Origin of the sequence: Synechococcus sp. W60.3, assembly GCF_047502615.1 — a bacterium.
Taxonomy (GTDB): domain Bacteria; phylum Cyanobacteriota; class Cyanobacteriia; order Thermostichales; family Thermostichaceae; genus Thermostichus.
Window position 1 is genome coordinate 101,559 of record NZ_JANSHJ010000003.1, and the last position, 18,742, is coordinate 120,300.

An 18,742-nucleotide genomic window follows, 5' to 3' on the forward strand; every position below is an offset into this window, starting at 1 on the left:
GAGAAGGGCTGGGTTGAGGGAGGCTAACTTAGCTAACGACGGCCGAGCCCGACAAGATGCGACTCACCTCCGTTTCGATAGGCTGGGGCTCATACATTTTCAGGACGTACTCAGCCACCATGCGGTCGGTGTTGAAGACCGGGTTGAGGGTGCGGATTGCTTCTTTCATGCGAGCAATCCAGCGGCGCGGGATCCCTTTTTCATCCCGGTCGTAGAACATAGGGATAATCTCGTATTCCAACACATCGTAGAGGGAGCTGGCGTCCAGATCGTCTTGGGCGGCTGGATCCAGACCTTCGATTTCTTGGCCGATGGCCCAGCCATTGCGACCGTTGTAGCCTTCGGGCCACCAGCCGTCCAAAACGGAGAGGTTGAGCCCCCCGTTGAAGCCCACTTTTTGGCCGGAGGTGCCGGAGGCCTCCAGAGGACGCCGCGGGTTGTTCAGCCAAAGATCCACCCCTTGGACCAAATTGCGGCTGACGTAGGCATCGTAATTCTCAATAAAGGCGACCCGGTGAGCCACCTCAGGCCGATTCGACCATTCCACCACCCGTTGGATCAGGCGCTTGCCTTCTTCATCTCGCGGGTGAGCCTTGCCGGCAAAGATAATCTGCACAGGGTACTCTTTGTTGGTGAAGATGCGGGTCACTCGCTCGAGATCGCGCAGGATTAGATCTCCTCGCTTGTAGGTGCTGAAGCGGCGGGCAAACCCAATCGTCAGGATCTTGGGATCCAACAACTGGTTGACGGCCTGGAGACGTTCGTTGCTTTCGCCGCGGTTGCGCCGCGCCCGCAACACCCGGTGGCGGGTAAAAGACACCAACCGCTCCCGCAGGGCTTCCTTGCGCCGCCACAGCTCCTCATCGGGAATTTCTTCCACCTTGGCCCACAGCTCCGGATCCGACACCCGCTCCGGCCAGTCGGGACCCAGGTATTGGTCGTAGAGGTTCCAGAAGAGGGGGGCAACCCAGGTGCGGGCGTGAACCCCGTTGGTAATGGAGCCGATGGGCACCTCCTCCACCGACCGCTCTGGGTAGAGCACATGCCACATTTGGCGAGAGACGCGCCCATGTAACTTGCTCACCCCGTTGGCTGCACGTGCGTAGCGCAAAGCCAGCACCGTCATATTGAAGCGCTCCCAGGGATCCCCGCCGCGCCGCGCCCCCAGAGCCAAAAATTGCTCCCGCGTCAAGCCCAGTTGCGGCCAGAAAGAGGCAAAGAACGCATCCATCTCGTTGGGGCTGAAAGCATCGTGCCCAGCCGGCACCGGCGTGTGAGTGGTGAAGACACACTTTTCCCGCACCTTGGCCTCTGCCGCCTCAAAGGGCGTACCCCGTGCCACCTCCTCCCGCAGCAGCTCCAAAGTCAAGAAGGCAGCATGCCCCTCGTTCATGTGATAGACCATGGGATCCAGGCCCAACTGGCGCAGCAGGCGCACCCCCCCAATGCCGAGGATACACTCCTGGGCAATGCGCGTATCGGTGCTGCCGCCGTAGAGATGGGCAGTAATCCAGCGGTCGATGGGATCATTCTCCGGCAGGTTGGTATCCAGCAGGAAGAGGGGCACCCGCCCCACGTCCACCCGCCAGGCGCGTGCCTTCACCAGCCGCTGCCGCATTGCCACTTCCACCAACAGAGGGCTGCCATCTGGCTGCCGCACCAACGTCAGAGGCAGCGCGTCAAACTCGCAATCTTCGTACAGCTCCCCTTGCCAGCCGCTGAGATCCAGGCGCTGCTGGAAATAGCCTTGGCGGTAGAGCAATCCCACGCCCACCAGCGGCACCCCCAGATCGGAGGCGGATTTGAGGTGATCGGCAGCCAGCATGCCCAGGCCCCCGGAGTAGATGGGCAAAGACTCGTGCAGGCCGTACTCAGCGCAGAAATAGGCAATAGGACGCTGCCAGTCGTAGGTCTTCATGGTGCGCTTGGCCCAGGTATCCTCAGCCGCCATGTACTGCCGATAGGCCTGCACCATGCGATTGAGGGTGTTGAGGTAGTTGACGTCAGTAGCCAAGGCCGCCAAGCGCAAGTAAGAAACCTCCTCCAGCATGCGCACCGGGTTGTGAGAGGTTTTTTCCCACAGGGCGGGATCCATTTCCCGGAAAATGGTGAGGTGATCGGGGTTCCACATCCACCAATAGTTACGGGCGATCTCGCACAGGGGCGTGAGCGCCTCCGGCAGCACCGGGCAACGTTCGGGAAAAGCGGGGGCTAAAGTGGCAAGGGACATAGGACAGATACCTGGGGTTGAAGCTATAGGCCGGAAAAAGAAGCGGCAGAGGTTAATCGTGCCTGGTAAACGTTTCTAATTTTTTATTATTGAGCCAACTTTGAGAATTCTGGCAGGACGATTCAGGATCTCTACAAAATTTGCAGCAGCTCCAAGCCAGATTTCCTCAGTCTTTTCCCAGATCTTGCAACAACAATGGCCACCGGCAGTTCGGTTTTCAATCTCAGAGAAGGCTGCTGATCGATCTGCGGCCTGTCTGAAGAGACGGTGCTGCATCGGAGTTAACAGAGTTTCCAGAATTGCCACTGACTCCTGATCCCGGCAGGGCAATCTAAACTGCCACAAGCTCGGCAAAGCTTTAGCTGCCTTCGCTACCAAATGGCCTTTTTCGATAGGAGCTCCGACTGAGCCTAGCGTCCCTCCACCACGGCCAAGCTGGTGTTGCGGTAGTAGTGGCTGAGGATCTGTTGGTAGGAATAGTTTTGGCTGGCCAGGGCGGCAGCTCCCCATTGGCTCATGCCCACCCCGTGCCCGTAGCCGCGCCCTTGGATTTGGAAGAAAGCGGGAAAGTTTGCCCCAGCAGGGGTCAGGCTGGCGGTGGTGGCCGCCTCCCCTCGTGGGCTGATGGCGATCATCGTGCTGCGCAACCCCAGAGCCCGCCGGAATTCGCTGCCGCTGACGTCTTTGCTGCCTTGGGATCCCACTAGGCGCAGGGTGATGGCCCGTCCCCAGGGAGAGCTGCGCAGGATCTCAATGGAGCGGATGGCCCCGATCCCGCCGGCCAACTGCTGGAGCTGTTGGGCAGGAATGGTAGCCGTCCAGCTAAACACCGGCGAGTGGTGATCGAAATCGGGCACCCCCTGCAAGTATGGCCGCGACTCCAGCCAAACATTGCCGGCATCGTCTGTGTGGCCGCCGCCGGAGGAGTGGAAAACGGCGTTGATCAACTGCCCCTGGTGGACGAGAACCTGGCCGGCAGTCTCGCGGGCTGCTGCCTGGGTGCGGTTGGATTCGGCAGCCACCCCTTTGTAAACCTGCCAATCAATCCCACTCCCCAAGTCAAAAGGCTGCTGGGAGCGACGACTGCGATGGTAGAGGGCATAGGTGCGGGAGGCCACGGCTTGGGCTTTGAGGGCCTCCATCGGGAAGCGGTGCCCCATCTCGCTGCCCACCACGCTGGAAACGTAGTCCTCCAAACCAACTTGATTGATGGCGATCACTCCACTTTCGCCGGGGATCAGCTCCACCCAGCCGCGGTACCAGTTCTGGTCGATGAACACCAACCCATCGGGGGTGGTGGGCTGTAGGTAAAGGCGTTCTCCCTGCTGGCCGGCCAAACTGACCGCCGAGCCTATCCGGCTGGCCTGCAGCGGCTGCATGGCCGGAACTTCGGCCAGCGGTTGTCCCTGGGCATCCAGCAGGCGGGCCGGGGCAGAGCTGCCGAGCCTGACCTGCGGCTTGTTGACGGCAATCCCCACCCGCAGCAGCACCCGCGCCTGCACCGGAAAGGCCAAGCAGAGCCAAGCCCAAACCAGAAGGCCGATCCCCCTAAGCCAAGCCGAGGGCAGCGGGGACACAACCGGAGAAGAAAAGAGAGCTACACTCACACGTCACTCCTCTGGGAAAGACCACCCAAGAGCAACGGATCCCTGTCCGCCGATAAACCACTTCGGAGGAGGGATCCAGAAGGAAACTGCGATCCTGCGGTGAGGATTGCCCAACCAACCCCTCAAGCGACCGACCAACCAAAGCGCTCCCGCCTTCAAAGAGCTTTGCCTTCGAGGCCGCGGCCGGATCCCAGCCAGCTGCTCGCGCTGGCGGGCCGGGGGCCTTCCGATATGACAGTATCAAAAACCGCTTGCCGATGCACGACCTCAACCCGGCCTTTTTGTCGCCCAAGTTCCCCGTCAGGTTGCCAGAGGGATCCCCCGCCGGCGGCTAAACCACTGCTGCAACAGGCGACGACACTCGGCCTCGCAAACTCCGCCGATGACCTCTGGGCAATGGAAGCTGGCGGCAGAAGCGGGCAGGTTGAGCACGCTGCGCAGCGCGCCGGCCTTGGGATCGTCGGCGCCGTAGATCACCTGAGCCAGCCGCGATTGGCTGATCGCCCCCGCGCACATGGGGCAGGGCTCCAGGGTCACGTACAGCCGACAGCCCTGCAACTGCCAGTCGCCCAGGCGCTGCCCCGCCTGCCGTAGGGCCAAAATCTCCGCGTGGGCCGTAGGATCCCGATCCCGTTCCCGCCGGTTGCTGCTTAGGGCCAACAGCTCTTCCCCCGGCCCCACCACCAGAGCCGCCACCGGCACCTCGCCCGCTTCTCCCGCCCGCTCGGCTTCTTGCAGGGCCAACTGCATCCAGGCGCGGTGGCGTTGCCATGGATCCCGCTCCGGCGGTGCTGAGGAAGGGAGGTGAGCTAGATTCCCGGTCATCGCTAGGCTCTTGAGCCCTGTCTTTGCCCGCAAGATTTGCTAAGTTAAGCACATATCCCCTAAACAGCTAAAAGAAGAATAGGCCAAAGTAAACCGGGTCTGCTTGCGCAGGTGGGTAGCGCCGGTCTGCCTGAGCTTCCTCAGTGCAGTGTTTTTGGGGCAATACGGCTGAGCTCTGGGAGGGATCATGACACGGCTTCTACGGCAAACATTTCTGGCGATGGCTTTGTTTGGCGGAGGCATTGCCTATGGGGTCTGGTTGTCCTCGCCAAGGGGGCAAGCATGGCTGCAGCAAACTCCCCTTGCCACTTGGTCGCAGCGGGCTGGAGAGGGGGTGGGATCCCTTCTGCCTTGGTCTGAGTCCCCTCCTGAGTCTGCCTCTCCTGCCTATGCCGTGCGGCCTTCCAATTTCATTGCCGCCGTTGCCCAAAAGGTGGGACCGGCGGTGGTGCGCATCGACGCCACCCGCACCGTGGCCAGCCCTATTGATCCCGAGCTGTTCAACCAGCCCCTGTTCCGCCGCTTCTTTGGGGGCCAAATCCCCCAACTGCCGCAAGAGTTTCAGCAGGAGGGCACCGGATCCGGATTCATCATCGATCCCAATGGCCTCATTCTCACCAATGCCCACGTGGTGGAAGGCAGCGAGCGGGTGAGGGTGCATCTGCTGGATGGGCGCACCTTCGAAGGCAAAGTCAAAGGCTCAGACCCGGTAACCGACATCGCCGTGATCCAGATCGAGGGCGAAAATCTGCCCACGGTTACCTTGGGCAACTCCGACCAGGTGCGGCCAGGAGATTGGGCCATCGCCATCGGCAACCCGCTGGGCCTGGACAACACGGTAACGGCGGGGATCATCAGCGCCGTCGGGCGTTCCTCCGGGCAGATTGGGGCCACCAACAAGCGGGTGACGTTCCTGCAAACGGATGCGGCCATCAATCCCGGCAACTCGGGCGGCCCGCTGCTGGACGCAGAAGGTCGCGTCATTGGGGTGAATACGGCCATTTTCCAGCGGGCTCAGGGTGTTGGCTTTGCCATTCCCATCAACCGCGCCATGGAAATTGCCGAGCAACTGATCCGCAATGGCCGGGTGGAGCATGCCTTCTTGGGCATCCGCATGATTACCCTCAACCCCGATTTGGTGGAGCGCCTCAACCGGGACCCGGGCCGATCCACCACGCTGACAGTGCAAGAGGGGGTGTTGATCGGGCAGGTAATTCCGGGATCGCCGGCTGAGCAAGCTGGCCTGCGGGAAGGGGACGTCATTGTTGAGATTGACGGCCAACCTATTCGCGATGCCGAGCAGGTGCAGCAGTTGGTGGATGCCGCCGGTGTGGGCAAGACGCTGACGCTGCGGGTCATCCGCGACGGCCAGGCGCGCACCTTCCAGGTGAAGACGGGGGTGCTGCCGGTGGGCTCTTGAGCAGGCAGGCTGGGATCCCGATCCCTACCTTATTCTCAGCAAGCTCCCCTCCAAAGACTTGGAGTCGTTTTAAACTAGGTGAAAACACTCTGCCGCCATCCAAGCGCTCCGCGCCGCTGGCGCGTTTGCGACAGCCCTGCCTACCAATAACGACGTAGAGAAACGTTTCGTTGCTATTTGAAATGACCACAATCCCTGGGGCGATAGAGCCACCGCTGTGCCCGACAGGGGGTCTGCCCGGCAACGAGTAGTTTTACGTGCCGTCCGTTGTTGATCCCCGTGACAGAATAGCCCTAGAGGCGGGGAGCGAGATCGCGTATGGCTTGGGCAGTTGGCGAAGAATTGCAGGGGGGGCGCTACCGCATCGAGGCCGTTTTGGGGGAAGGGGGCTTCGGCATTACCTACCGCGCCTGGGACAGCGTCCGTGCTGAGGATGTGGTTATCAAGGTCTTAAAGGACAGCATCCGCGAGGATCCCGACTATCCTCGCTTCCAGCAAAACTTCATGAACGAGGCGCTGCAACTGGCCCGCTGCCGCCACCCCCACGTGGTGAAGGTGGAAGAGGTGATCTGGGAGCAGGAGCGTTGGTGCATTGTGATGGAGTACATCCGTGGCCAGACGCTGCACCAGCTTTTGCGGCAAAAGGGGCCGCTGCCCCTGCCGGAGGCCCTGCGCCTGACGCGAGAGGTGGGATCCGCCCTCATGGCCCTGCACGAACAGGGGATCCTGCACCGCGATGTGAAGCCGGCCAACATCCTGGTGCGGGAGGGATCCGGGCAAGCGGTGTTGATCGACTTTGGCCTGGCGCGGGCCTACGCCCAAGGTTTGATCCAGCGCCATACCTCCTACGGCACCGATGGCTACGCCCCCCTGGAGCAGTACGACAGCCTGCGCCGCCGCGGCGCCTTCACCGATGTCTATGCCTTGGCCGCCACCCTCTACACCCTGCTGACGGGGATAGTGCCCTTGTGCGCGCCGGTGCGGGCCACAGGCCGGCAGTTGGATCCCCCCCGCAGCCTTAACCCCAGCATTCCTGAAGAGGTGGAGGCCGCCATCCTCAAAGGGATGGCTCTCCACCCCGAAGAGCGCCCACAAACCATGGCCGAGTGGCTGGCCCTGCTGCCGGGAGCGGCCTCTCAAGAAGAGAAGAAGCCGCTGACCTTTGAGCCCGCCATCCGCACTCAAGATCTGCGGCAACTGGAGCGGCTTCTGGCCCCGCAACCCCAAGATGAGCTGGAACAGCTCCTGGCCCAGCACTCGGCAGAAGAGCTGGAGCAAATGGTGGCGCCCCCTACCCCTGCCACGACAAAGAAAAAAGAGGGGGCATCCGGATCCCTGGTTTCTCCCGAAGTTTGTCTAGAGGGACAGGGATCCCTGACCGCTACTCTCCCCTGGTCAGACTGGGTGGGAGAAGCGGCTCCTGCCCTACAAGGGCTGTGGGATCGGCTGCGGGCTGGCCAGTGGGGGGAAGCCGATCGCTGGACGACGGCTTTGATGCTCAAACTCAGTGGGCGCTCCCAGGTAGGCTTTTTCGACCCCAAGGATGTTGAGGCTTTCCCGTGCCCTATGTTGCGGCTCATCGACCAACTCTGGATGCAGGCCAGCCATGGGCGCTTTGGCTTTACTGTCCAGAAGCAGCTCTGGCAGGAGTGTGACTCGGAGGGAAGAGGAGGGCTTCGTTCGAGATCTTTCTCCGCCTTGCCCCGCGAAGAGTGCATGGGAGAAAGAGTCGGCTGGTGGGTGCAGGGCCGCTGGCTGGGGTACGAGGAGCTTAAAACCAACCTGGAAGCGCCCAAGGGCCATCTGCCAGTGGGCTTTTTCTGGGGCTACTCAGGAGGAGTGCGCGCGGCCCTACTGATGCTAGATCGAGCGGTGCTGAAAAAGTTCAAAGCTTGCCTGTAAATAGAGCATCCCTCTTGGGGAGAAGGGCTGGGGGGTAAGGCAACAGGTGCACTTTGGCTAGCTACATGGAGTAGCGCTCCCGCTAGAGGAAATGAGAGGGCCAGCTTCCCGTCGTAGGCAAACTCTGCTATGGTCAGGGGACAGCAGGTGTAGCTGTCATGGCAAGCTGGCAGGGGCTTAGACTGCATGGCTGCTGAGAGGTCTTCCGCTAGCACCGGCGCCTGCTTGCGGACTGCGGCTGCCGTTTTGGAAGTCGGCAGGGAAGAGGCATCCCCCAAAGCAGACACATTGGGATAGCGGGGGTGTTCCGCGCCCACTTGTCCACCTCCACCCATCCTCCAGGGGCGGCCAAGAGGCTGCGCTTGACGCTTGCCTCAGGGTTCGAGAGAGCCGCTGGGGGAGCGTCTTGCTGGGAAGGGGCAGACGGCATCCGCTAGGCTGTCAGAGAGAAGGGCGGGAAGCCCCTCCTACTGTTGTGTTGTGGTGGCTCACCGATCATGGCAAGATCTTCCTCTCCCGAGCCGCTCTCGGTCATTGCCTGGCATGCTCTGCCAGAGGAGCAAGCCATCCAGAAACTTTTCGGAGAGGAGCTGTCTTTGGCAGGGCTGTTGGAAAAGGGCCTCTCTCAAGCCCAGGTGGCCCGGCGGCAGCAGCAATATGGCCCCAATGAGCTGAAGGCCAAGGCAGCTACCCCCGCATGGGTCAAGTTTCTGCAGCAGTTTAACCAGTCGCTGCTCTACATCCTGATGGTGGCCGGGGCGATCAAGGCGTTCCTAGGCTCCTGGCGCAACGCCATCGTAATCTGGGCGGTGGTGGTGATCAACGCTCTCATCAGCTACATCCAAGAGTCCAAGGCGGAGGAGGCGATTGCCGCCCTGGCCAAGTCGGTGGTGACGGAAGTAACGGTGATGCGGGAGGGGCAGAAAGTGCGGGTGCCCTCGCGGGAGCTGGTGCCGGGGGATGTGGTGCTCTTGAGCTCGGGAGACAGGGTGCCTGCCGACCTGCGCCTGGTAAGCGTGCGCAACTTGCAGGTGGACGAATCGGCCCTCACGGGAGAGTCGGTGCCGGTGGAAAAACGGCTGGGATCCCTCCCCGAAGACACGCCGTTGGCCGACCGCCAGAACATGGCCTATGCCGGCAGCTTCGTCACCTTTGGCCAAGGGGCGGGGGTGGTGGTGGCCATCGGCAACCAGACCCAAACAGGCCGCATCTCCAAGCTGATCGAGGAAGGGGGATCCCTGCAAACTCCGCTGACGCGCAAGTTTGAGGCGTTCAGCCTGACCTTGCTGAAAATTATCCTCACCTTGGCTGCGCTTACTTTTCTGGTGGGGCTGGTGCAGGGCCAAGCGGCAGCGACTGTCTTTGAGGCGGCGGTGGCGCTGGCGGTGAGTGCTATCCCCGAAGGGTTGCCGGCGGTAGTTACCGTAACCCTGGCCATTGGGGTTTCCCGTATGGCCCGACGCCATGCCATTATCCGCAAGTTGCCGGCGGTAGAAACTCTAGGCAGCGCCACGGTGATTTGCTCGGACAAAACCGGCACCCTTACAGAAAACCAGATGACGGTGCAGGCCATCTACGCCGGCTCCCAGCTCTACCGGGTTACCGGCAGCGGCTACAGCCCCCAGGGCCAGATCCTGTTCCAGGCGGCTGATTCCCCCATCTAAATTCATCAATTGCCTGCTCTTGAGGCTTGCCTCGTAGCTGGCTGCCTCTGCAACGACACCCGCCTCCAACCCAAGGACAAGGGCCAGTGGGAAGTTGTAGGGGATCCGACCGAGGCGGCTCTGCTTGTGGCGGCTCAGAAAGGGGGCTTGGATCGAGAAGATCTGCAGCGCTGCCGCCCTCGCCTAGATACCCTCCCCTTTGAATCCCAGTTTCAGTACATGGCTACCTTACACAGATTGGGGCCGGAGGAGCATTGCATTGACGTCAAGGGATCCGCAGAAGCTCTCTTGCCGCGCTGCTGCAGCCAGATGGGATCCCAAGGGGAGATCCAGCCCTTGGAGGCAGAGCCGATTCGCCAGCAGGTGGAGGCCTTGGCGCGGCAGGGGCTGCGAGTTCTGGCCTTTGCCCAAAAAACCGTCCCTAGCAGCCAAACTCAGGTGGATCACTCAGATCTAGAGGAAGGGCTGATTTTCTTGGGCTTGCAGGGGATGATTGATCCGCCGCGGCCGGAGGCCATTGCCGCCGTGCGCGCCTGCCAGAGCGCCGGGATCCAGGTGAAGATGATTACCGGCGACCATGTGCTCACCGCCCAAGCCATTGCCGAGCAGATGGGCCTGGGGGGTGGCAAACCGGTGAAAGCCTACAGCGGCCGGGATCTGGAGCAGCTCGGCCCAGAGGAGTTTGTTACCGCCGCCAACGAGGGATCTGTCTTTGCGCGGGTGGCCCCGGAGCAAAAGCTGCGCCTGGTGGAAGCTCTGCAGTCCCAGGGCCATATCGTGGCCATGACTGGCGATGGAGTTAACGACGCCCCGGCCTTGAAGCAGGCGGACGTGGGGATCGCCATGGGAAGGGGTGGCACCGAAGTGGCCAAAGCCGCCGCCGACATGATCTTGACCGATGACAACTTTGCCTCCATCGAGGCCGCCGTCGAAGAGGGGCGCACCGTTTACAACAACCTGCTCAAGGCCATCGCCTTCATCCTGCCGGTGAACGGAGGGGAGTCAATGACCCTTCTCCTCAGCGTCCTCCTCAACCGCGAGCTGCCCATTTTGGCCATCCAGGTGTTGTGGCTCAACATGATCAACTCCATCACCATGACAGTGCCCCTCTCCTTTGAGCCCAGCACGGGGCGGGAGATGACCCAACCACCGCGGGATCCCAACGCCAATTTGCTTTCTCCCCGGCTGCTGCAGCGCATTCTGCTGGTTTCAGCCTTTAACTGGCTCTTGATCTTCGGGGTTTTTGAATACATCGAACAAACCACCGGCAACCTCAACCTGGCCCGCAGCATGGCCATTCAGGCGCTGGTGATTGGGCGCATCTTCTACTTGCTCAGCCTCAGCCAGGCTATCCCTACCCTCTTGGGCCGCGGGCGCGCCAGCCAGTTGGAACGCCACGAACGCCTGATGGATGTGGCGGCTATCACCATCGGCATTGGAGCGGCCATCCTGCTGCAGATCCTCTTCAGCCAATGGAGCCTGTTCAACGCTTTCTTCGACACGGCACCGCTAGCTTGGGAGCAGTGGGGCTTCTGCTTGGTGGTGAGCCTGCCCATGATTGGGGTGGCAGCACTGGCCAACCGGCTAGATCCGGGAGGAGTCTCGCTGGCCCGCTCCCGCTAGCTGGCTCTTTCCAACTCCAGAGGAGACCAAGGGGGTGCCTTCAGCAGGCTTGGCGGGATCCCTGTTGGGGAAAAGCTAAACGCCGCTTCTATATCCGAGAGGCCTTTCGGAGGGCGCAGCGGTGTCTGGATTTTTGCCCGCAGGGATCCAAAGGAGCTTCCCCACAATTCTCCGCTGCTGGAGCAGTGGTGGGTTTGGCCATCTTCGACTGCGCTTAGCGGTTGACCTGGGGGATGAGGAGTTGCCGCAAGGCTTCTTTGAGGTGGGGATATTGGAAGGTGAACCCCAGCTGCAGCGCGGCTTGGGGGATCACCTTCTGCCCCGTTAGAACCACCTGAGCTGCTTCGCCCAGCAGCAGTTCTAAGGCTAGGGCTGGTACCGGCAGCCACGAGGGGCGGGCCAAAACTTGTCCCAAAGTGCGGCAGAACTCTTCCATTGGCACTGGGTTAGGGGCAGTGGCGTTGAAGACGCCGGATCCCTGTTGCAGCAGGAAGCAGACTAGACTCACCCAGTCGTCGCGGTGGATCCAGGAGACCCACTGCTTGCCAGAGCCAATGGGGCCGCCGAGGAAAAACTGAAAGGGGGCAAGCATTTGGGCCAGCGCTCCCCCATCGGGCCCCAACACGATCCCGGTGCGCAGGATGGCCAGGCGGATCCCCAGCTCCTCAGCCGGGCGGGCAGCTGCTTCCCACGCCTGACAGACTTCTGCCAAAAAGCCCTGGCCAGGGGGATCTGCCTCTGTCAGGGGCTCCCCTTCCGGGCGAGGCCCGTAGTAGCCCACCGCCGAGCTGCTGATCAGCACCTGGGGCTTCTGGCCAAGGGAGGCGAGGGCTTGGACAAGGGCCTGGGTGGTCTCCACGCGGCTGCGGCGGATCTCTCTTTTCTTAGCTTCTGTCCAGCGGGAAGAAGCCAGGGGCTCTCCGGCCAAGTTGACAACTGCCTCGTACCCTTCCAGAGCTGAGGCCCAGCTTTGCGGTTGATAGGGATCGTACCCCAGCAGCTTGAGGTTGGAGGAGGCTCCCAGAACGCGGCGGGCCTGCTCAGGGCGGCGGCTCAAAACCAACACCTCATCTCCTCGCTCCAGCAGGTGGGCCACCAAGCGGCGCCCGATAAAGCCACTCCCACCCGTAACCGCTATGCGCATAGGCGGATCCCGACTCCTTGCATTCCCCCTGTCGAACCTCTAGCCTAGCGCGTCTGCGGTTTACCCCGCCTCCGCCGCGCTGAGTTGGCGCAGAAAAGACAGAAAAGTCGTGGGCCAGCCCCTGACATGCTCGGAAAAATCGGCTTCAATAAGCCCTAGCTGCGCTTCCTGGTAGCAGCGGTGGCTCTTTACCTCCTTATGGCACCCAAGTCTGCTTCCCGCACTCTGGCTCGCTCCTTGCCTCTACAGGTGGAGCAAGTTGCTGGGCCTAGACTGCGCCTTTCCAGTCGCTCCCAGGGATCCTTAGCTCGGGTGCGGGGGCAGGGAACGCTAGCTGCCAACCGACGGACGATCCCTGTCCGGCCTTCTAGAACCTCGCCCCGACTGCGGAGACGGCCAGAGCCTCAAGCTTGGGAACTGCTCTGTCGCATCGGAGTGAATCTCCTGTTTACGGCGGCTGCCCTGGGCGGTCTGTACCGCCTTTTGCCTGTACAACTAGCCCAGCATCACCGTCTAAAGGTTTTGGAGCAGAACCTCGAAGTCCTCTCAGCGCGAATCTCGCGACTGCGGGAGGAGTTGGATCGCGGCATGGATCCCTTGCAGCAGCAGGCCCTCATCAAGGAACGCCTCAACCGAGTGCCGCCGGATCAAATCCAGGTGCGCCTGGTGGATCCCAGCGACCTAGTAGCCGACGCGGAGAAAAAGGCACCCCCCACCTGGATTGGACAATCTCCCCAGTTGTCCAGAAGGCCCTAGCTAGGACTGTTGCAGCAGCAGGGCCGCCTCTTTGGCAAAGTAGGTGAGGATCATGTCAGCGCCGGCCCGCTTCATGGCCAAGAGGGATTCCATCATCACCTTCTTGCCGTCGATCCAGCCCTTTTGCTCAGCAGCCTTGATCATGGCGTATTCGCCGCTCACGTTGTAGGCGGCCACGGGCAGATCTGTCGCTTCCTTGACCCGATAGATAATGTCCAGGTAGGCCAAGGCCGGCTTCACCATCACAATGTCCGCCCCTTCCGCCTCGTCCAGCTCCACTTCTCTAAGGGCCTCGCGGGCGTTGGCGGGATCCATCTGATAAGTTTTCTTGTCCCCCCACTTGGGCGCAGATCCCAGGGCATCGCGAAAAGGGCCGTAGAAGGCAGAGGCATACTTGGCCGAGTAGGCCAGAATCGCCACGTCGGTATAGCCTTGCTCATCCAGGGCCTCGCGAATGGCGCCGACGCGACCGTCCATCATGTCGGAGGGGGCAACGATATCGGTTCCCGCTTCCGCTTGCGAGAGGGCCTGCTTAACCAGCACCTCCACTGTCTCGTCGTTGAGAATCACCCCGTCCCGCACGATGCCGTCGTGGCCCTCGCTGCTGTAGGGATCCAAGGCCACATCCGTGATCACCAGGATCTCGGGGATCTCCTGCTTGATCCGACGCACCGCCCGCTGGATGAGGCCCTCCGGGTTGAAGGATTCTCGCCCCGTGGGGTCTTTCTTTTCTTCGGGCACCACCGGGAAGAGGGCCACCGCCGGGATCCCCAAGTTGGCTGCTTCCTCCACCTCCTTCAGGAGCAGATCCAGAGTGTAGCGGTAGCAGCCGGGCATGGATTCCACTTCCTGCCGCTGGTTCTCTCCCTCCATAACAAACAGCGGGTAGATGAGATCCTGCACCCGCAGGTGGGTTTCCTGAACCAGTTGGCGAAGGGCTTCAGTGCGCCGCAGCCGGCGGGGACGGTAGATCAGGTCTTGGCTCATGGGAGCAAGCAGAAAGAGGGCCTCTCTATTTTGCCACGAGGGCCCAAGCGGCAGGGAAAGTGCCGATCCAGCCACTGGCAGAGAGTCTCCTGGACGGCTTCGGCTTGGCAGTCGTGTAAAAGGTCGTGGCGTGAGCAGGAGAAATCGTAGATCTCTCCCTGGGGCAGCCGGCGGGCAAACTCCACAGCGCCGGCAGGATTGACAACGATATCGGCAGAGGTGTAGAGCACCAGAACCGGCAGCTCCAGGCGGTGGGCCTGCTCAAGGCAGCGCCGGCCGCTGCGCACCAACTCCGCCGTAAACCGGGCCCGGGTAACGCCACACACGTAAGGATCTGCAGCCAAGACCGCCTGCTGCTCCGGTAGGGAAGTCACCCGCACCGGCTCGTAGAGGCCAGTCAGGGCCAACTGGGGCAAAACCTTGTCCAAGACCTGTAAAAGACCCCAGGTAAAGTGGTTGAAATAGTGGTCGATACGAAAGGCCGGGGAGATAAGGATCAAACCTTGCACCTGGTCGGGGTGAGCAAGCGCATATTCCGTAACCCAATTGGCCCCTGCACTGTACCCACACCAGATCTGCGGGAGCTCTCGCTGGGGCCAAACTTGCTTGACGATTGCCTCTAGATCCGCTTGGTACTGGCCGAAGCGGTCGATCCAGCAGCGAACCAAATCCCCGCATGTCGGGCGCCAAAGCTTCCCACCCCTGAGCCGCCAACTCCGCCGCCAAGGGGCCAAACCCGCCGCCGTGATCCCCTTTGCCGTGCAACAGCAACACCCGGCCCCGCGGGGATCCCTGTAGCCAGTGGCGCAGAAAAACCGCGGTGCCGTCTGAAAGCTGTAGTTCCCGGGAGCAATAGATCTCTTGAGACGACGGAGGTCTTGCCTGACTGGGCAACCGCTCCTCTGAAGCATCCCAGTGGTTTAACTGATGAACTGGATTACCGGACAAGTCAAAAGGCATAGATAGGTACCCAGCCAGCAAAGCCGCAGCTCCCATCCTCCCATTCCCCAGCCTTCTCCAACACTGCTGCCGCTGAGCGAGCGCAATGTTGCTTTTCGCTTTAAAACATTTCTTAACAATTTTGCCCCTTGCCAGGGATCCCTATCTGGCCGAGCTTTGCGGCTCTTTTCCGGCAAGTGTCCGAGGCGTTTTGGGGACAAATTGGGGCCAACGGCGGGAATGAGGAGCTGTTGGGAGGTATGATCTTGTGAAGAACTTTTGCCGAGCCTCAGGTCTGACGGGATCCCGTCTCCGTGGCTCTCGGTCTTTGCTCTACCATTGCTTTGTTGCTTGTTCGCTTCATCCACTTGGAAACGGGTCGCTGAAACTATGCTGTTACTGAAAATCTCTGTTTACGCGGTGGTAATCTTTTTTGTAGGGCTGTTTGTTTTTGGTTTCTTGAGCAATGACCCTGCCCGCAACCCCAACCGTCGGGACATGGAATGAGGGATCCCGCATTTGGGCGTTCCTGGTGAGAAGGGCTTACGCCTTAAGGGGGTGCTTGACGCATCCCCTGCTTTCGCTTAGCTCTCAATCCAAAGCAACGGCTCGGCTTGCCTACTGAAAGACTGTAATCAGAAGAGTCTGGGATCCAGAGCGGTTTTGCTGGTCAAAGGCAGTGATTCGAAACTGCCAAACGCCGGCAGGATCGCCAGGAGCAACCCGGAAGTCGGTGTTGAAGCTACAGAAAGTGGCACCTGGGCTGCAGCCAACCTGCTGGGGGCTAAAGACTTCCCTTTGCACGCGCGTGCCAAGCGGGTTGAAGGTTTCCAGTTCCACAAACTGGGTTGAGCGGGCGCCGCCCGGCACACTGACCTGCACCGTGAAAGCCGGTGTGGAGGTGCCTACGCGCCCAGAGGTAGGCGGATTGATAAAGGAAACGGTTGGGCTTTGGGGTGGAATGACAATCGATCCGCCAGAGTTGCCGCTGTTGCCGCAGGCGGTCAGAGTGGTGGCTAGAAAGCCCGTTGCCAAGAGAGTTAGCGCAGCGCGTCGCATTCTTGCCTTTTCTCACGAAACTTTGCAGAAACCTGGTGAAACCTTGGAAACCCCTTGTCCCTTCTCTGGGGCAAGTTTGCCTCTAGGCTAATCTTTGCTGCTCCAGCCCAAGAGCAAATGCGCAATCGCGCAAAGATAGAAGGTCTTTTGCGCTAAAGCAGCAGCAAGCGCCGCAGGATCAGGGCTAGGAGGGCAGCGAAGCTGACCACGATAAGCTGTCCTGGCAGGGTATAGCCAGAGTAGAGCCGAAGCAACTGCAGCAACTCTCCATTCCAGGGCTGAGTAGCTAAGAGATAGGTGATCCCGGTCAGGTGAACCAGGGTCAGGGCCACCAAACCGGCGGCGGCCAAGTCTTGCAGACGCACCGGCGCAGAGAGGCTGGGCTGCACGTAGGGGTTGCGGCGAGGGGGAAAGGAGGCGCGCGGTAAATGAGGATCCGTTTGTCGAAAGGCCATTGTCCCGCAGGCCCAGGCTGCAGGCAGAAACCCGAGCAAATAGCCGAAGGCGGGCTGGTACAGGTATTGCCATCCGCCTCCTTGGGCAAACACCTGCAGCCCCGCCAACCCCAATCCCAGATAGACGATCTGAGCGCACACTGCCGCCACCGGCCCCGCCAGACAGGCCGTCAGCAGCACGCCGCCGATTTGCAGGGAAAAGCTATATCCGCCCACCCCTGGCCACTGAGGCGGCAAGCTCACCTGGGTTAGGGTGCCCAAAATGGTCAAGATCACCCCAATCGCGATCCAGAGCCATTCCAGAGGGGTTAACAGTCGGCCAGAGCGCATAGCCGAGGGGAAGTCTTTTTCTATGCTAGAAGAGGACAAAGTACAGAGAGAGTAAGGTGGTCAAGCCAGAATGGATTGAATTGGCGCAGGCCCTGGCCGAGGCTGCCGGAGCGGTGATCCGACCTTTGTTTCGCGGGGAGCTGAAAGCCGAATACAAGGAGGCCCGCTCGCCAATTGTAACGATAGCCGACCGGGAGGCGGAACGGGCGATGCGGGCGCTGCTGGCCGCCCACGTGCCGGAGCACAACATCCTCGGCGAGGAGTTTGGCTTCCACCAGACCGGATCCCCCTACACCTGGGTTTTGGATCCCTTGGATGGCACCATCGCCTTTTCCACCGGCAAGCCCACCTTTGCCACTTTGATCGCCCTGTTGGCGGAGGATCGCCCCATCTTGGGCCTCATCGATCAGCCGGTGCTGCGCGAGCGCTGGCTGGGGGTGCAGGGACAACCAACCCGCTGGATAACCCCCTCCACCCAACAGCTCACGCGCACCAAAGCCACCACTGAACTCAGCCGCGCCTACCTAAGCTGCACCACCCCCGATTTGTTCGCCCAGCCTGACCAGCGGCAGCGCTTTCAGCAGCTCAGCCGCTCGGTTCACATCACCTCTTACGGCGGCGACGGCTACCAGTACGGCTTGTTGGCCAGCGGCTACATCGATCTGGTGATGGAGTGTGGGCTTGCCCTCTACGACTTTGCTGCTCTCGTGCCTGTTATCGAGGGATCCGGCGGCCTGATTACCGATTGGTCGGGGGATCCCTTGACCCGCACGTCTAGGGGGGAAGTGCTGGCGGCGGCCAACCCCGACTTGCATCGCCAGGCCTTGGCTGCAATAAGCTCCGAGAGGTAGTCCCTAGCCCGAAGGTAAGCGCTGGGGAGCGATTGTTAGAAATTGTTGCTGACAAGATAAGGCTCTAGCCAAGTTCTTCGTCCGGCGCCCCCGTCGACAACCGGTACCGCCACCCCCGGCAGTGCCAGTTCAGACCAAAAGCGTACCAAGCTTTCCCTTTTCTCCATAGCCGTTTCCTGACACTTTCTGACCCCAAACTCAACTGCAGTTTAAGGCTGGAAGTGCTTATCTGGAGCGGGTTTATGGCTTTGGGTGGCTGGAAGCGGGCGAACGGAATCGAACCGTCAACAGCAGTTTGGAAGACTGCGGTTTTACCATTAAACTACGCCCGCACAGGCATTTGCCTCTGCAGCTACCTATACTAGCATCTGCCGGCAGTCTCCTTCTAAGACCATCGCCGCTCAAAGCAGAGAGACGAGATGCTACTCATCGACGCTGAAGCTTCTTCTGGCGTTTCTTTTGCCACTGCTGAAACTCCTTTTCGTAGCGTTCACCCTCCGTTTGATAGGCGTTCCAGCCTTTGAGGGAAACTGTCAAGCCCCAGCCCATGAGTATAAACAGCGACCAGGATAGCCCTCCGCCGGAAAGCCAGTCCAAGCCCAGCAGAAAGCTGTTGACAATTGCATATCGCCCCAGCAACTGGTAAAACTGCCGGCGGCGGTAGCGCTGGAATTCGCGATGTTGGCTGTTCAGCTCTTGCCAAGCCTTCCATTCCTGTTCGGCCAGATCCAGCTCTTGGGGGGAGATCCCCAGTTCGGCGGCCATCTCCTGCAGTTGGGCGCGGGTAAACTCGCCCAGACGCGGCTGGCGGGCCATGGCCCGCTGGAGAATTTGTTGCACGTCCTCTTGGCTGTACCGGGATCCCGACATTGGGTCTACACACAACCTTACAATTCTTAGCCCAAGTTAGCCAGATCTTGCAGCTCGTTAAGTTCGCCTTGCTGCAGAAC

Annotated in this window: 13 protein-coding genes, 1 tRNA gene and 2 pseudogenes; 6 read left to right on the plus strand and 10 right to left on the minus strand. The window is 60.9% G+C overall.

Going from position 1 to position 18,742, the window contains the following annotated elements; translation table 11 throughout:
* Nucleotides 1–28: 28 nt before the first annotated feature.
* The 3 genes from glgP to NW846_RS02040 form a co-directional block, all read right to left on the minus strand.
* Nucleotides 29–2,230 (minus strand): alpha-glucan family phosphorylase, encoded by a 2,202-nt coding sequence (gene glgP, locus NW846_RS02030; RefSeq protein WP_414346203.1) that lies wholly within the window; start codon nucleotides 2,228–2,230, stop codon nucleotides 29–31.
* Nucleotides 2,231–2,640: 410 nt separating this feature from the next.
* A complete protein-coding gene (locus NW846_RS02035; protein ID WP_041438653.1) occupies nucleotides 2,641–3,837 on the minus strand; it encodes a SpoIID/LytB domain-containing protein in 1,197 nt (398 codons plus the stop codon).
* 300 nt (nucleotides 3,838–4,137) lie between these two features.
* Nucleotides 4,138–4,662: a nucleoside deaminase gene (locus tag NW846_RS02040; protein WP_011431528.1), complete on the minus strand. Its 525-nt coding sequence runs from the start codon at nucleotides 4,660–4,662 to the stop codon at nucleotides 4,138–4,140.
* 187 nt (nucleotides 4,663–4,849) lie between these two features.
* On the opposite strand from NW846_RS02040, the gene NW846_RS02045 reads away from it, so the two are divergent.
* The 3 genes and pseudogenes from NW846_RS02045 (at nucleotide 4,850) to NW846_RS02055 (ending at nucleotide 11,271) form a co-directional block, all read left to right on the plus strand.
* Nucleotides 4,850–6,082 (plus strand): HhoA/HhoB/HtrA family serine endopeptidase, encoded by a 1,233-nt coding sequence (locus NW846_RS02045; RefSeq protein ID WP_414346200.1) that lies wholly within the window; start codon nucleotides 4,850–4,852, stop codon nucleotides 6,080–6,082.
* 318 nt (nucleotides 6,083–6,400) lie between these two features.
* Entirely contained in the window at nucleotides 6,401–7,984 is a 1,584-nt protein-coding gene (locus NW846_RS02050; RefSeq protein ID WP_414346197.1) for a serine/threonine-protein kinase, read from the plus strand.
* 497 nt (nucleotides 7,985–8,481) lie between these two features.
* Nucleotides 8,482–11,271 (plus strand): annotated as a pseudogene (locus NW846_RS02055) (HAD-IC family P-type ATPase).
* A gap of 214 nt (nucleotides 11,272–11,485) precedes the next feature.
* Here NW846_RS02055 and NW846_RS02060 read toward each other — a convergent pair.
* Entirely contained in the window at nucleotides 11,486–12,415 is a 930-nt protein-coding gene (locus tag NW846_RS02060) for a TIGR01777 family oxidoreductase (protein WP_414346195.1), read from the minus strand.
* 435 nt (nucleotides 12,416–12,850) lie between these two features.
* Here NW846_RS02060 and NW846_RS02065 point away from each other — a divergent pair, with 435 nt between their 5' ends.
* Nucleotides 12,851–13,171: a hypothetical protein gene (locus NW846_RS02065; protein WP_414515200.1), complete on the plus strand. Its 321-nt coding sequence runs from the start codon at nucleotides 12,851–12,853 to the stop codon at nucleotides 13,169–13,171.
* On the opposite strand, the gene hemB is transcribed toward NW846_RS02065, so the two are convergent.
* Both hemB and NW846_RS02075 read right to left on the minus strand, forming a co-directional pair.
* Nucleotides 13,172–14,158 carry a porphobilinogen synthase gene (gene hemB, locus NW846_RS02070; RefSeq protein ID WP_414346190.1) on the minus strand — a complete coding sequence of 329 codons (987 nt, stop codon included), beginning with the start codon at nucleotides 14,156–14,158 and terminating at the stop codon, nucleotides 13,172–13,174.
* Nucleotides 14,155–15,154, minus strand: a pseudogene (locus NW846_RS02075) (lysophospholipase). Before NW846_RS02075 ends, hemB begins: the two are co-directional and overlap by 4 nt.
* 333 nt (nucleotides 15,155–15,487) lie before the next feature.
* Here NW846_RS02075 and NW846_RS02080 point away from each other — a divergent pair.
* A complete protein-coding gene (locus NW846_RS02080; protein WP_011431538.1) occupies nucleotides 15,488–15,604 on the plus strand; it encodes a photosystem II reaction center protein I in 117 nt (38 codons plus the stop codon).
* A gap of 111 nt (nucleotides 15,605–15,715) precedes the next feature.
* On the opposite strand, the gene NW846_RS02085 is transcribed toward NW846_RS02080, so the two are convergent.
* The gene (locus NW846_RS02085) at nucleotides 15,716–16,156 is read right to left on the minus strand and encodes a hypothetical protein (RefSeq protein ID WP_011431539.1); all 441 of its coding nucleotides are present in this window, start codon (nucleotides 16,154–16,156) and stop codon (nucleotides 15,716–15,718) included.
* A gap of 152 nt (nucleotides 16,157–16,308) precedes the next feature.
* The gene (locus NW846_RS02090) at nucleotides 16,309–16,941 is read right to left on the minus strand and encodes a biotin transporter BioY (RefSeq protein WP_011431541.1); all 633 of its coding nucleotides are present in this window, start codon (nucleotides 16,939–16,941) and stop codon (nucleotides 16,309–16,311) included.
* Nucleotides 16,942–16,997: 56 nt separating this feature from the next.
* Between NW846_RS02090 and hisN the strand changes: the two genes are divergently transcribed.
* Complete coding sequence (hisN, locus tag NW846_RS02095) at nucleotides 16,998–17,792, plus strand: histidinol-phosphatase (RefSeq protein WP_011431542.1); 795 nt, start codon at nucleotides 16,998–17,000, stop codon at nucleotides 17,790–17,792.
* A gap of 261 nt (nucleotides 17,793–18,053) precedes the next feature.
* Here hisN and NW846_RS02100 read toward each other — a convergent pair.
* Nucleotides 18,054–18,124: transfer RNA gene (locus tag NW846_RS02100), tRNA-Gly, on the minus strand.
* Nucleotides 18,125–18,218: 94 nt separating this feature from the next.
* Complete coding sequence (locus NW846_RS02105) at nucleotides 18,219–18,662, minus strand: 2TM domain-containing protein (RefSeq protein WP_099884457.1); 444 nt, start codon at nucleotides 18,660–18,662, stop codon at nucleotides 18,219–18,221.
* Between the last annotated feature and the right edge of the window lie 80 nt (nucleotides 18,663–18,742).

Coding starts and splice junctions, on each gene's coding strand:
- NW846_RS02045 (WP_414346200.1), top strand. CDS start 4,850: ATGACACGGCTTCTACGGCAAACATTTCTGGCGATGGCTTTGTTTGGC.
- hemB (WP_414346190.1), bottom strand. CDS start 14,158: ATGAGCCAAGACCTGATCTACCGTCCCCGCCGGCTGCGGCGCACTGAA.
- NW846_RS02080 (WP_011431538.1), top strand. CDS start 15,488: ATGCTGTTACTGAAAATCTCTGTTTACGCGGTGGTAATCTTTTTTGTA.
- NW846_RS02090 (WP_011431541.1), bottom strand. CDS start 16,941: ATGCGCTCTGGCCGACTGTTAACCCCTCTGGAATGGCTCTGGATCGCG.
- NW846_RS02040 (WP_011431528.1), bottom strand. CDS start 4,662: ATGACCGGGAATCTAGCTCACCTCCCTTCCTCAGCACCGCCGGAGCGG.
- NW846_RS02060 (WP_414346195.1), bottom strand. CDS start 12,415: ATGCGCATAGCGGTTACGGGTGGGAGTGGCTTTATCGGGCGCCGCTTG.
- NW846_RS02105 (WP_099884457.1), bottom strand. CDS start 18,662: ATGTCGGGATCCCGGTACAGCCAAGAGGACGTGCAACAAATTCTCCAG.
- glgP (WP_414346203.1), bottom strand. CDS start 2,230: ATGTCCCTTGCCACTTTAGCCCCCGCTTTTCCCGAACGTTGCCCGGTG.
- NW846_RS02050 (WP_414346197.1), top strand. CDS start 6,401: ATGGCTTGGGCAGTTGGCGAAGAATTGCAGGGGGGGCGCTACCGCATC.
- NW846_RS02085 (WP_011431539.1), bottom strand. CDS start 16,156: ATGCGACGCGCTGCGCTAACTCTCTTGGCAACGGGCTTTCTAGCCACC.